The organism is Microbacterium trichothecenolyticum (assembly GCF_000956465.1).
Taxonomy (GTDB): domain Bacteria; phylum Actinomycetota; class Actinomycetes; order Actinomycetales; family Microbacteriaceae; genus Microbacterium; species Microbacterium trichothecenolyticum.
Window position 1 is genome coordinate 76,444 of the sequence record NZ_JYJA01000035.1, and the last position, 12,761, is coordinate 89,204.

The 12,761-nt window shown below is 69.5% G+C and carries 13 protein-coding genes; 9 read left to right on the top strand and 4 right to left on the bottom strand.

The features are described 5' to 3' along the window. Positions 1–24: 24 nt before the first annotated feature. Entirely contained in the window at positions 25–1,254 is a 1,230-nt protein-coding gene (locus RS82_RS10990) for a glycosyltransferase family 4 protein (RefSeq protein ID WP_045299343.1), read from the bottom strand. A gap of 6 nt (positions 1,255–1,260) precedes the next feature. Continuing rightward, positions 1,261–2,478: a glycosyltransferase gene (locus RS82_RS10995; protein ID WP_045299344.1), complete on the bottom strand. Its 1,218-nt coding sequence runs from the start codon at positions 2,476–2,478 to the stop codon at positions 1,261–1,263. A 128-nt stretch (positions 2,479–2,606) separates the two neighbouring features. Here RS82_RS10995 and RS82_RS11000 point away from each other — a divergent pair, with 128 nt between their 5' ends. The 6 genes from RS82_RS11000 (at position 2,607) to RS82_RS11025 (ending at position 8,768) form a co-directional block, all read left to right on the top strand. After that, positions 2,607–3,248, top strand: a complete 642-nt coding sequence (locus RS82_RS11000; protein ID WP_045299346.1) for a hypothetical protein — start codon at positions 2,607–2,609, stop codon at positions 3,246–3,248. 13 nt (positions 3,249–3,261) lie between these two features. Then, entirely contained in the window at positions 3,262–4,101 is an 840-nt protein-coding gene (locus tag RS82_RS11005; RefSeq protein ID WP_045299348.1) for an LLM class F420-dependent oxidoreductase, read from the top strand. Positions 4,102–4,161: 60 nt separating this feature from the next. Beyond that, entirely contained in the window at positions 4,162–4,833 is a 672-nt protein-coding gene (locus RS82_RS11010) for a GAP family protein (protein ID WP_045299350.1), read from the top strand. Positions 4,834–4,858: 25 nt separating this feature from the next. Further along, positions 4,859–5,773 (top strand): formylglycine-generating enzyme family protein, encoded by a 915-nt coding sequence (locus tag RS82_RS11015; protein WP_084695582.1) that lies wholly within the window; start codon positions 4,859–4,861, stop codon positions 5,771–5,773. Positions 5,774–6,144: 371 nt separating this feature from the next. Continuing rightward, positions 6,145–7,620 (top strand): cardiolipin synthase, encoded by a 1,476-nt coding sequence (gene cls, locus RS82_RS11020; RefSeq protein ID WP_045299352.1) that lies wholly within the window; start codon positions 6,145–6,147, stop codon positions 7,618–7,620. A gap of 737 nt (positions 7,621–8,357) precedes the next feature. Beyond that, positions 8,358–8,768, top strand: coding sequence for an endonuclease domain-containing protein (locus tag RS82_RS11025; protein ID WP_245619584.1), 411 nt, complete (start codon positions 8,358–8,360; stop codon positions 8,766–8,768). 421 nt (positions 8,769–9,189) lie between these two features. Here the strand turns inward: RS82_RS11025 and RS82_RS11030 are convergent, their stop codons facing one another. Continuing rightward, complete coding sequence (locus RS82_RS11030) at positions 9,190–10,329, bottom strand: AI-2E family transporter (protein ID WP_084695584.1); 1,140 nt, start codon at positions 10,327–10,329, stop codon at positions 9,190–9,192. Between the two features lie 173 nt (positions 10,330–10,502). Here RS82_RS11030 and RS82_RS11035 point away from each other — a divergent pair, with 173 nt between their 5' ends. Genes RS82_RS11035 through RS82_RS11045 form a run of 3 tightly spaced genes read left to right on the top strand, consistent with a single transcriptional unit; the run spans position 10,503 to position 11,692 of the window. Continuing rightward, positions 10,503–10,895, top strand: a complete 393-nt coding sequence (locus RS82_RS11035) for an SHOCT domain-containing protein (RefSeq protein WP_045299354.1) — start codon at positions 10,503–10,505, stop codon at positions 10,893–10,895. A gap of 24 nt (positions 10,896–10,919) precedes the next feature. Continuing rightward, entirely contained in the window at positions 10,920–11,336 is a 417-nt protein-coding gene (locus tag RS82_RS11040; RefSeq protein ID WP_045299356.1) for a DUF6325 family protein, read from the top strand. Positions 11,337–11,365: 29 nt separating this feature from the next. Then, the gene (locus RS82_RS11045; RefSeq protein WP_045299358.1) at positions 11,366–11,692 is read left to right on the top strand and encodes an SHOCT domain-containing protein; all 327 of its coding nucleotides are present in this window, start codon (positions 11,366–11,368) and stop codon (positions 11,690–11,692) included. Between the two features lie 94 nt (positions 11,693–11,786). On the opposite strand, the gene RS82_RS11050 is transcribed toward RS82_RS11045, so the two are convergent. Continuing rightward, positions 11,787–12,659: a potassium channel family protein gene (locus RS82_RS11050; RefSeq protein WP_045299360.1), complete on the bottom strand. Its 873-nt coding sequence runs from the start codon at positions 12,657–12,659 to the stop codon at positions 11,787–11,789. Between the last annotated feature and the right edge of the window lie 102 nt (positions 12,660–12,761).

Consider the following 12,761-nt stretch of genomic DNA (forward strand, 5'->3'; position numbering starts at 1 on the left):
AGGAGCGAGAGATCCGAGCCGCGATCAGGCGGTGGCGCGGACGTAGACGTCGACCATCGCCGCGGTGCGCGACGACTGCCGGAACCGCTCGCGGATGGTCGGGTCGGGCACGCGCGGCGTTCCGGCGGAGATCTCGGATGCTGCCTCCCGCAGCGCGTCCGCCAGCGCAGCGACCGACGGGTCCGCGGTCGTGCCATCGCCGACCGCCCAGGAGCCCCCGCCGAGTTCGGCCGCGAGGTCGGGGTCGCTGACCACCGACGGCGTGCCGAGCGAGGCCGCCTCGAAGATCGTCATGCCCTGCGTCTCGAAGCCGATCGAGGTCTGCACGACGGCGTCGGCGGCCGCGATGCGCCTGAGGGTCTGGGCGTACGGCATCCGTCCCGCGAAGGTCACGGTCGCAGGGGGCCGGAGCTTTTCGACGAGGCGTCGGGCGGCGCGCAGCTGACCGCCGCCGCCGATGATCTCGACCTCGGCCTCGACGCCCGACGCGGCGAGCGCCTCCAGGAAGGGCATCAGACGCTTCTCGGGACTCATGCGCCCCAGCCACACGAACCGCGCCGGCCCGGGAGCCCGCTCGGTCGGGGTCGTCGCGAGGACGTCGTCGAGGACGTCGTCGTCGATGCCGTTCCAGATCACGTCGACCGCCGGCGCGCCGGAAGCGGGCAGCACCCCGTTCGCCTCGAGCCGGTGCGCGAAGTGCGCCGACGGCGCGGTGATCGCGGCGGCGCAGGCGCCGAACCGCCGCAGGTACGCCCAGCCGTCGTGTCCCGGCTCCGGCGCCCCGACGCGGCGCCCGAGCGCCCGGCGCTGCCACGCGTTCAGCACCCGCAGCACGGTCTTCGGGAACGGCGTGGTCGCCTCGATGCCCACGTCGAGCCGGTTGTGCATCGTGTGGACGATCGGGATGCCGTGTCGCTGCGCGTAGCGCACGCCGATGAACGCACCCCAGAAGTCCGCCTGGATGTGCACGACGTCGACCGGAGGACGACCCGCCATCGCAGCATCCAACCACCGATCGGTGCTCCGGCCCGGCCACGTCATGGAGTATTCGCGGTCCACCGTGATGGGGATCGACGGCAGGTCCACGTACGCGGAGTCGCCTGCCGCCGCGCGCGCCCGTGGGCCGTGCATCGCCGGCGCGACGATCGTCACGGTGTGCCCGGCCTTCTCGAGGAAGCGGCGCTGCAGGCGCATCGAGACCTGCGCCCCGCCGAGCGACTCGGCGTGCTGGTCGCCGAACATCACGACGTGCACGGCGGCCTACTCTGGCAGCGGCTCGTCGCGGTACAGGGCCTCGAAGGTGTCGAGCGTGCGCTTCATGTCGTGCACCTTGACGCCTTCGAGCGAGCACCGCTGCATGCGCATGCGCTCCTCGGGCGACTGCGTCAGCACCGTCGTGAGCTTGGCGGCGAGGTCGTCGACGTCTCCGGGGCGGAACAGATACCCGTTCTCGCCGTCGTGGACGAGGTGGGGAAGCGCGACCGCGTCGGCGGCGACGATCGGCAGTCCCGACGCCATCGCCTCCATGGTCGCGATCGACTGCAGCTCGGCGATCGAGGCGATCACGAAGAGGCTCGCGTCGGTGAGCAGAGCCCGCAGCTCCTCGTCCGTCGTGTGGCCGTGGAAGAAGACGCGGTCGCCGAGCCCCAGCTCGGTGACGAGCTGCTCGAGGTTGCGGCGCTGATCGCCCGAGCCCACGATGTCGAAGCGCACGTCGAGCGCCGGGTCGAGCTTCGCGATGGCGCGCAGCACGACGTCGATCTGCTTCTCGGTCGTGAGGCGCCCCACGAACACCAGACGGTGCGCGCCACGGGGCGTGAGGTCGGCCGTGTAATTCGACGCGTCGATGCCGCAGCTGACCGGGATGACGCCGTCGATGTCGATCGTGCGCTCGAGGAACTCGGCGGCCTTGCGCGTCGGGGTCGTGACCGCGCGCGTCATCTTGAACGTACGCTCGGCGTCCTCCCACGCGAGCTTGACCGCGTACTGCGTCCACGACGGCGGCAGCACGGTGAAGTCGAGCACGTTCTCCGCCATGACGTGGTTGGTCGCGACGACCGGGATGCCGCGCTTGCGCGCCTCCCGCGTGAGGCCACGGCCGATCACGATGTGCGACTGGATGTGCACCACGTCGGGCTTGACCTCGTCGAGGACGCGGCGCGCATAGTGCTTCGACATGAACGGCATGACGAAGGTGAGCCAGTCGTGCGGGTACCAGCGCCACGACGGCAGCCGGTGCATCGTCATCGGCTGCCCCTCGATCACCTCGGTGAAGGTGCCGTGCTCGCGGTGCGTCTTGCTCGGTGCCATCACGTGCACCTCGTGGCCGCGCGCGACCATGCCGGCGGCGAGGCGCTCCGCGAAGCGGGCGGCGCCGTTCACGTGCGGGAGGAACGTGTCGGCGCCGTAGAGGATCGTCAGTGCGCGAGGACTCGCGGCGTCGGCGGGGGTGTCGTCGGGCGTCGCAGGATCGGTCACGGGTTGGGGGCCTGTCTGTGCGGCGGGGGACGCGCGGCAGCGGCTGGCGCCACGCGCCCTCCACCCTACCCGAGGGCTTTCCGGGGGCTCCCCAGGAACGCGCCAGTGGAGGCACGTACCCTGGTCGCATGCCCCGCCTGCAGGCCGACGCCGACCCGAACCTCTGGGTGCCCGTGACCGAATCGCTCGGCTTCCGCGGGCGCCGTCACCGCAAGACCGCGATACGGATGCTGCTGAATCAGGCGGGCGGCTTGATGATCGGCCCTGCGGGCGCGACGCCGATCGAGTCGTCGGGCGCCGCGAGCGGGCAGCCGCGCTCCGGGAACGGCTTCGCCGCCTGGGCGATGAGCCAGGCCGCACCGTTCCTCATGCGCAAGGCCGCGGGACGCGTGCTGGTGTGGGTCTGGAAGGCCGATGCCGAGCTCGTCGTCGTGATGGCGCAGGTGCAGCAGGCCACGAACGACCTCCGTGCCGCTCGCGCCATGATGCCGATGGAGTACGACGACACCGAGAGCTTCCGCAATCCGTACCTCGGCGTCGGCGAGAAGCTCGAGATGGCGCTCCCCTCCGATCAGCGCACCCCTCCGTTCGCCACCTACACGTGGGACACCGGCACGCACTTCGTCACCGTCACCGCCGTCTGCTCCGATCGCGAGCGCTTCGGCACCGTGATCGGCAGCGTCGACGACCTCGCGCGCACGCTCCGTGTCGTGGACGACCTGACGGTCGGCGAGTCGCCCGAGGTGCTCCGCATCGAGCCGAAGAACTGAGAGGCTCTTCGACGTGACTTCGTCGAGGCATCCCGCAGACCATCGTCCGTTGCGGATCGGCGTGCAGCTCGCGCCGCAGCACGGGTCGTACACCGCCTATCGTGATGCCGTGCTGCGCGCGGAGGAGCTCGGCGTCGACGTCGTCTTCAACTGGGACCACTTCTTCGCGCTCACCGAGCCGTTCGACGCCGCCCATTTCGAGGCGTGGACTGTGCTCGCCGCGATGGCCGAGCAGACCGAGCGCGTCGAGTTCGGCCCGCTCGTCAACTGCAGCTCGTACCGCAACCCCGATCTGCAGGCCGACATGGCGCGCACCGTCGACCACATCAGCGCCCGCGCCACCGGGACGGGGCGGCTCATCTTCGGCACCGGCTCGGGGTGGGCGCAGCCCGACTACGACGCGTACGGCTACGAGTTCGGCACCGTCGGCTCGCGGCTCGACGACCTCGCCGAGGACCTCCCGCGCGTGCGCGCCCGCTGGGAGCGCCTGAACCCTCCGCCCACACGGCGGATCCCGATCCTCATCGGCGGTCAAGGCGAGCGCAAGACGCTGCGACTCGTGGCTCGGCACGCCGACATCTGGCACACCTTCACGAAACTCGACGACCTCCCCCGCAAGATCGGCGTGCTCCACGACTGGTGCGAGCGGGAAGGCCGCGACCCCGCCGGCATCGAGCTGTCGACCGGCTACACCGTGCGCGGATTCGGCCCGCTGCTCGAGGACGCGGATGCCGCGTCCCGCCTGTACGACCTCGGCTTCCGGCTGATCGTCCCGGCGATCGACGGACCCGACTACGACCTCGCGCCGGTGAAGGCGCTCCTGGAGTGGCGCGACCGGATCAACGGCGCCTGACGGCGAACGCCCGATACGGTAGCCACGCCGATATCGTTCGACGACCCCAGGAGGACGCCCATGGGCGCCGTCATCGGAGAGATCCTTCCCCTCGCCCTCGGTGTGGCGATCAGCCCGATCCCGATCATCGCGGCGATCCTCATGCTGCTGTCGCCGAAGGCGCGGGTCACGAGCGTCGGCTTCCTGCTCGGCTGGGTGCTGGGCATCGTGGTCGCGGTGACGGTGTTCACGCTGCTCTCGTCGATCCTCCCCGCGCAGGACGCGGATGCCTCGAAGCCGATCCAGGGCGTCATCCAGCTGCTCCTCGGCGCGGGGCTGCTCCTGCTCTCGCTCCGCCAGTGGCGTGGCCGGCCCAAGGCGGGCGAGGAGCCCCAGATGCCGACCTGGATGCAGGCGATCGACAAGGTCAGCCTTCCCGTCGCGTTGGGCCTCGGCTTCCTCCTCTCGGCGATCAACCCGAAGAACCTCCTGATGGCCGCCGCGGCCGGCGTCGACATCGGGTCGGCGGGGCTCGAGGTCGGGTCGATCGTGCTCGTGATCGCGGTGTTCACGCTGATCGCAGCATCCACCGTCCTCGTTCCGGTGGTCGGCTACCTCATCGCCGCCGAGAGGCTCCGCGGGCCGCTCGACGCGCTGCGCGTATGGCTCGGCAAGGAGAACGCGGTCATCATGGCGGTGCTGCTGCTGGTCATCGGCGTCTCGCTCATCGGCAAGGGCATCGGGTCGTTCTGACTCCGCGCCGGGCTACGGTGGAGCGGTGACGGCGGCGACCCACGACCAAGTGCTCCTCGACGGCGGCGTGTTCCGCATGGGGTCGGACGAGTTCTACCCCGACGAGCAGCCCGTGCACGAGCGCAGGATCGGACCGTTCCGCATCGACAGGTACGCCGTCACCAACGCGCAGTACGCCGTGTTCGTCGACGACACCGGCTACGTGACGGTCGCCGAGCGCGAGCTCGACCCGGCCGCGTTCGAGGGCGCGGATCCCGCCGACCTCGTCCCGGGCGCGATGGTGTTCACTCCGACTCCGGGCCCCGTCGACCTCCGTGACTGGCGCAACTGGTGGCGCTGGCAGCCGGGCGCGTTCTGGCGCCGGCCGTTCGGACCCGAGTCTTCGATCGACGAGCGGCTGCAGCATCCGGTCGTCCACGTCGCCTTCGAGGATGCGACCGCGTATGCCGAATGGGCCGGGCTGCGCCTGCCCACCGAGGCCGAGCACGAGTACGCCGCGCGCGGCGGGCTCGAGGGCGCGCGGTTCGCGTGGGGCGACGAGCCCTACCCGGGCGGCGTCGCGCAGGCGAACTCGTGGCTCGGCCGCTTCCCCTACGACAACCAGGGCGTCGGGGATGCCGCACCCGTCGGCTCGTACGAGCCCAACGGCTACGGGCTCTACGACATGACCGGCAACGTGTGGGAGTGGACGACCGACTACTACACGCCTCGCCACCTGCGCCTGTCGGACAAGCCGGTCGACGCCGGCAGGCGCGCGAACCTGCTCGCCGCGGCGAGCGCGCAGGACGGCTTCCCGTCGATCCCGCGCCGCGTGCTCAAAGGCGGCTCGCACCTGTGCTCGCCCGACTACTGCCTGCGTTTCCGACCCGCCGCGCGCTCCCCTCAGGCCGAGGACACCGGCATGTCGCACATCGGCTTCCGCTGCGCCTCCGACGCCTGACCCAGTCCCCGCTCCCCGCTCGTCGAGCGAGCGAAGCGAGACGAAACGCGCCGAACGCGGCCCGCACGCCGGCCCGCTGACCCAGTCTCCACTCCCCGCTCGTTGAGCGAGACGAAACGCGCCGAGCGCGGCCCGCACGCCGGCCCGCTGACCCTCACTCCGCCGGCGGGAAGACCTCGGACCAGTCGTCGCGCACGCTCACCACGGTGAAACCATGAGGCATCCGTCCACCTCCGCGTTTCAGGACGTCAGCGCACACCGCGCACCCGAGAGGCGCGAGGCGAAGCGCGAGACGCGACATCCGCGACGCGCCGCGGAATCACGCGCTTCGAACGACGCGCTGCCGCGTCCGGCGGTGCCACACTGCTCTCGTGGGGTCTCTCTTCTTCGCCAACCTGTCCTGGTCGCTCGCCGTGCTGGTGCACGCCGCGATCGTCGTCACCGCGCTCATCGTCATCCCGCGCGGGCGAAAGCCCACGGCGGCGATGGCGTGGATCCTGCTCATCGTCGTCCTCCCCGGCGTCGGGGTGGTGCTCTATCTCGTCATCGGCAACTACCGGCTACCGCAGAAGAGACGTGCCGAACAGGCGCACATCGACGAGATCATCCGCAGCCGGGTGGCCGCAGGCGCGCTGGACGAGACGGATGCCTCGTGGCCGCGGTGGTTCCAGCGCGTGGTGCAGCAGAACCAGAACTTGACGGCGCTTCCCGCCTCGTCGGGCAACGAGGCGACGCTCCTGCCGCACTACCAGGAGTCGATCGACACGATGGCCGCCGAGGTCGACACGGCGAAGGACTTCGTGCACATCGAGTTCTTCATCGTCGGATGGGACGACACCACCCGCGGATTCTTCGCGGCGATGGAGCGTGCTGTCGCCCGCGGCGTCACCGTGCGCCTGCTGGCCGACTACGTGGCGACCAAGAAGGTGGCCGACAGCGACAAGATGCTGGCCGAGCTCGACCGCATCGGCGTGAAATGGGCGTGGATGCTCCCGGTCGAACCCTTCAAGGGCAAGTACCAGCGCCCCGACCTGCGCAACCACCGCAAGATCGTCGTGGTCGACGGACGCGTCGCGTTCATGGGCTCGCAGAACCTCATCGCACGGCATTACGACTCGCCCAAGAACATCAAGCGCGGCCTCAAGTGGCAGGAGCTCATGACACGGCTGACCGGCCCGGTCGTGGCATCCGTCAACACCGTCTTCCTGTCGGACTGGCTCATCGAGACCGGCGAGGATCTGTCGCAGACGGCCCACGTGCCGGCGGCGCAGCTGCCGGTGTCCACGGCGCCCGATGCGCTGCAGTGCCAGGTCATCCCGAGCGGACCGGGCTACGACACCGAGAACAACCTGCGGCTGTTCCTGTCGCTCATCTACGGCGCGACCGAGAAGGTCATCTTGACGAGCCCGTACTTCGTGCCCGACGAGGCGATGGTCTACGCCATCACGAGCGCCTGTCAGCGCGGCCTCGAGGTGCAGCTGTTCGTGTCCGAGATCGGCGACCAGTTCATGGTGTGGCACGCGCAGCGGTCGTACTACCAGGTGCTCCTCGAGGCGGGCGTGCGGATCTTCCTGTACCCGGAGCCGTTCATCCTGCACTCGAAGCACTTCTCGATCGACGACGACATCGCCGTCATCGGCTCGAGCAACATGGACATCCGCTCGTTCAGCCTCAACAGCGAGGTCTCCCTCATGGTCCGCGGCGAGTCCTTCGTCGCCGGCATGCGCGAGGTCGAGCAGGCCTACCGCGACGCCGGCCGCGAGCTCACCCTCGAGGAGTGGCGCCGCGAGCCCGCCAAGGCCACGTTCCTCGACGGCCTGATGCGCCTCACCTCTGCCCTCAACTGAGGTTTCCGGGGACGGATGCCTCGGCCCGAGGCATCCGTCCCTTCTCGTGTGTACGCCGGCGGCGTCACCTTCTCCTCATTTGAGGACCATGGCCGAGATGAGGTCGACTCTCGCCGATCCCGTCCTCATCTCGGCAGAAATCCTCAGTTGAGGAGCAGGCGTGGGCGTCAGTCACCGCTCGATTTCACCTCCTCCCCAGGGCGCACATAGCGGCGGTTCTCACCGGATCGCCGTCGGCGCGGTGAGTCCACGGCGCGAGGCATCCACCCTGAATCGATGAGGACAGGGACTTCGGAGCCGGCGTGGATGCAGCGGCTGCAGGCGCAGAACGGGATCGCCCGCCAGTCAGCCCTCCTCGGCAGGGACACCAACAAAAGAGATCTGGCCGATGCGGTCGCAGAAGGGTCTCTCTCGCGAATCCGCCGATCTGGCTGGCGCTGCCAGGCGCGGATCCGCAGCTGGTCGCCGCCGCACGCGCAGGAGTCGTTCTGGGGTGCATCACGCGGGCTCAACGGCTCGGATTGTGGGTGCACGGCGACACTGCACGGCCGCACGTCTGCGCTCCGCCGAGCTCTGGAGGCGTGCGGCCGGAACTGGAGCAGAGCACAGGACGTCCGAAAGCGATCACCCACTGGTTCGTACCCGTCGTCGCTCGCACGCCGCATGTGCTCGAAGACGGGATCGAGAACACCCTCGTGGCGGTCGCGCAGTGTCAACCCTTCGAACACGCTCTTGCCGTGTGGGAGTCTGCGCTCAACAAGGGCCTGGTCGACCGCGACGTGCTCGCGCGCCTCAGACTGCCTGGCCGTGCCCGCGACATCCTCTCCGAGGCGACGCCCTTCGCCGACTCGGGGCTCGAGACCATCGTGCCGCGACGGCTGCGCTGGCTCCGGCTGCGGATCCTCCACCAGATCTGGCTTCACGGCCATCGTGTCGACTTCCTCATCGGCGACCGGCTTGTTCTGCAGATCGACGGTGGCCACCATGTCGGCCCCCAGCGCGAGTCCGACAACCGACATGATGCCGAGCTCATGCTCCGCGGCTACCACGTGATCCGCGTCGGCTACACCCAGGTCATGGATGACTGGCCCTCTGTCCAGCAGCTCGTGATGAACGCCGTCGCCCAGGGACTGCACCTCGCTCGCTGAGGCCGGGATCCCACCGCGGCTCGGCGCCGTCAGCAGGGCCGTGCCCCGGCGCACTGACGAGCGAGCTCCTCAGTTGAGGAGCTGCACCCAGATGCGGAGTCTTCCGGGGCCGACGATCCTCCACTCGGCGTCGCTCCTCGATTGAGGACGATCGCGCGCGGCCGCCGGAGCGGCGGAACGTCGCACCGCGGGCCGGGGAGCGGCGGAACGTCGCACCGCGGGCCGGGGACTCAAATCCGCTTCCTCGAACGAGGATGCGCCGAGATGCGGAGCATCCGTCCCTGTGCGGTCCTCGACTCGGCAGCGCTCCTCAATTGAGGAGGGGGAAGGGCTGCGCGCCACACAGGATGCGCGGCGCACACGAGATGTGAAGACGGATGCCTCGGCCCGAGGCATCCGTCCCCCATCCGCAGAGGACCCGCTAGACCTTGAGGTTCTGCCGTGGCACCACGACCTCGCGGATGATCAGCAGGATCGATGCCATCACGGGCAGGGCCACCAGGACGCCGACGATGCCGGCGAGCGCGCCGCCGGCGAGGGCGCCGATGAGGACGAGGGCGGCGGGGATCTCGATCGCCTTGTTCATCACGCGCGGGCTCACGACGTAGGACTCGATCTGGATGTAGACGAGGTACGCGATGAAGAAGATCAGCGCCTGCGTCGGGCTCGTGAACAGCGCGATGATCGACGCGAAGATCCAGAAGATCACCGAGCCGAACAGCGGGATCAGCGTCACCACGAATGCGATGACGGCCATGAGCGCAGGGAACGGCAGCTGGATCACGACGTGCAGGACGAAGACCACGGCCGCGTTGATCGACGAGAGGATGACCGACCCGATGAGGGCGCTGCCGACGGAGTCCGTGATCCGCTCGGTCAGGTCGGCGAGGCGCACGCGGCTGTGCGCCGGAGCGAGGTCGTAGAAGGCGCGCTTGGCGGCGGTCAGCGACGCGAGGAAGTACAGCGTCAGCGCGATGACGACGAAGCTCGCCGAGATCGCCGCGACGAACCCGACGCCGACCGCCAGCACACCGCCGCCGAGGGCCGCGAGGGTCGACGGCGCCGAGATCCACTCGGCGATCTGCTCGAGGGCGCCGAGCACCGCGACCTGAGCGTCGGGGGCGAGCCGCGCGAACCACTCGGATTGCGGGATGTTCTCGACGAGCTCGGGGATCGCCTGCACCAGCTGCACGATCTGGGCGATGACCGGCGGCAGCACGAAGACGAAGAACGCCACCATCACCAGCGCGAAGCCGCCGAAGACGATCGCGATGCCGGCGCCGCGCTTGACCTTGTGGCGCTCCAGCATGCGCACGATCGGGTCCAGCCCGACCGCGAGGAACATCGCCAGGATGATGTAGACCAGGATCGTCGAGATCGACCCGATCGCCGAGCCGAGCACCAGCGCGCCGAGCACGCCGATGGTGACAAGGAACCCCGTTGCGAGCGGATGGTCGAGGCCGGTCAGCACCTTGGCGAAGCGACGGGGGCGCTCCTGCTCCACCGCGACGACCTCGTCGGCGGACACGGACGACGAGGCAGATTCGACGGGGTCGGTCATGCCCCAATGATGGGGCCTGTGAACGCCGCGGGAACAGTCCCACGCGGCACGGATTTTCCTTGCTCGTCTGCCGCGTTTAGGTAGTACGGTTCTGCCAGGGGATGACCACGATGTAATCGATCCCTTCGACAATCGATTCCGACGGCTCGTCCCGTCGAGGAAGCTGGTGTGACATGGGTGGCGGTATCTGGGACTTCATCCTCTGGTTCTTCTGGATCTTCGTCTTCGTCGCGTACCTGATGGTGCTGTTCTCGATCATCGGCGACCTGTTCCGCGACGACTCGCTCAACGGCTGGCTGAAGGCCATCTGGATCCTGTTCCTGATCTTCGTCCCGTTCCTCACCGCGCTGGTCTACCTGATCGCGCGCGGCAGCGGCATGCAGAAGCGCTCCATCGCCCAGGCGCAGGAGCTTCGCGCCGCACAGGACGCCTACATCCGCCAGACGGCAGGCTCCGGCGGCTCCAGCGCGACCGATGACATCGCGAAGGCCAAGTCGCTGCTCGACTCTGGCGCGATCTCGCAGGCCGAATTCGACGCGCTCAAGGCCAAGGCGCTGGCAGCCTAAGCCGGCACCGGAACAGGAGAAGACATGACGACCTTCGACTACGGCCCGATCGAGTTCTACGCGATCGGGTTCGAGGGCGACCGGCCCGGTCCCGCAGTGCTCCAGGCGATCGACGACCTCGTCGCCGCCGGTACGGTGAACGTGCTCGACCTCGTGTTCGCGCGCCGCTCGCCCGAGGGCGAGATCGAGGTGCTCGAGCTCTCCGACACGATCGACGACGGCGCTCCCGCCCTCGACCTCGCCGGACTCGCGAGCCAGGACGACATCCTGTACCTCGCCGAGAACCTCGAGCCGGGTTCTTCGGCCGCGATCCTCGTCGTCGAGCTCCTGTGGGCGAAGTCGTTCGCCGCCGCGCTCTACGACGCCGGCGGCGCCGTCATCGCCCGCGAAGGCATCCCGGCACCGATCGTCAACGCGTTCCTCGCCGAGAACGCGGACTGAAGGAGGAGAGACACATGCCACTCGGAAGAATGGGCCGTCCCGGCCTGATCGGCATGGCCGCCCGCACCGCTGTCGTCGCCGGCACGGCGACGGCCGTCTCGGGCAGCGTCGCGCGCCACCAGCAGCAGAAGTACTACGACCAGTCGCAGCAACAGGCCTACGAGGCCCAGGCACAGCAGGCGGCCATGGACCAGGCGGCGGCGCAGGCCGTCGCCAACGCGCAGGCGCCCGCGCCGGCGGCTGCGCCCGCTGAGGACGACCTGATGGCCAAGATCACGCAGCTGGCGCAGCTGCACGCTCAGGGCATCCTGTCGGACGAGGAGTTCTCGGCCGCGAAGGCCAAGCTGCTCTCCTGACGCACACCGTCGAGAAGGCCGCGCTCCCCGCTCGGGGACGCGGCCTTCTTGCATGTGACGGGACGGATGCTGCACCCCGCCGGAATGCCCCGATTCAGCCGCCGGGGCGGTCGTCGCCGCCGTCGCCGAGACCCCCCGCGTGCCGCTCCGACCGCGGGGCCCCCGGCGAGCCGGGCGATTCGTCCGCGTCAGACCGCGCGAGAGGATCCTGGCCACCGATGTCGCTCGACACGTCGTCCCCAGGCGGGGCGCCAGGTGCACCGCCGACGGGGCCGGCGGGCAGGGCGAGCGCGTCGATCCTCTCGATCAGCGCGCGCAGCTGCGCGCGCGTCGCGGGCTCCTCGTCGTCGTGGTCGCGGGCCGCACGCTCGAGCACCCACGATGCAAGCGTCGCCGTGATCACCCCGGCCAGCGCGACCCCGCCGAACATGAGCCCGACGCCGACCCATCGGCCGGAACCGGTGACGGGCGTGTAGTCGCCATAGCCGGTCGTCGTGACGGTCACGCACGACCACCAGATCGCGATGTCGAACGTCGTGATGTTGGCGCCGGGCGCGTGGCGCTCGGCCTCGAGCACGGCAAGTGACGCGATGTAGATCAAGATCAGCGATGCGCCCACGCCGTAGACGAGGATCTGCGTGCGCAGCACTCCGCCGGCCGTCGTCTTCATCCCCGGGATGTGCGTCAGGAACCGCAGCAGGCGGACGAGCCGCAGCACCGGAACCAGAGCGAACGCCAGGGCGGGCAGATGCCTGCGGAACCACAGCCGCTTGTTGTCGGCAAGGCTGAGACGCACGAGGTAGTCGGCGATGAACATCGCCCAGGTGACGAGCACCACGACTGTGGCGATGGTCCAGGCGGCTCCTTGCAGGTCCCCGATCACGCGCCACGAATAGGCCACGAGGTACGCGAGACTCGCGATGATCAGCGGAGTCTGGGTCCGCTTGTGCCAGGTGTGCTCGTCCACAGCCGAATCATGGCGCATGCCGCTCCGCGGTGCGCGTGGACGCGCCCCACGGTGCGGGATCGTGTCGCGCGCGATCCTCGCGGTGGTGACCCCCTGCCGATA

Coding starts and splice junctions, on each gene's coding strand:
- RS82_RS11000 (WP_045299346.1), top strand. CDS start 2,607: ATGCCCCGCCTGCAGGCCGACGCCGACCCGAACCTCTGGGTGCCCGTG.
- RS82_RS11010 (WP_045299350.1), top strand. CDS start 4,162: ATGGGCGCCGTCATCGGAGAGATCCTTCCCCTCGCCCTCGGTGTGGCG.
- RS82_RS11030 (WP_084695584.1), bottom strand. CDS start 10,329: ATGACCGACCCCGTCGAATCTGCCTCGTCGTCCGTGTCCGCCGACGAG.
- RS82_RS11035 (WP_045299354.1), top strand. CDS start 10,503: ATGGGTGGCGGTATCTGGGACTTCATCCTCTGGTTCTTCTGGATCTTC.
- RS82_RS11040 (WP_045299356.1), top strand. CDS start 10,920: ATGACGACCTTCGACTACGGCCCGATCGAGTTCTACGCGATCGGGTTC.
- RS82_RS11045 (WP_045299358.1), top strand. CDS start 11,366: ATGGGCCGTCCCGGCCTGATCGGCATGGCCGCCCGCACCGCTGTCGTC.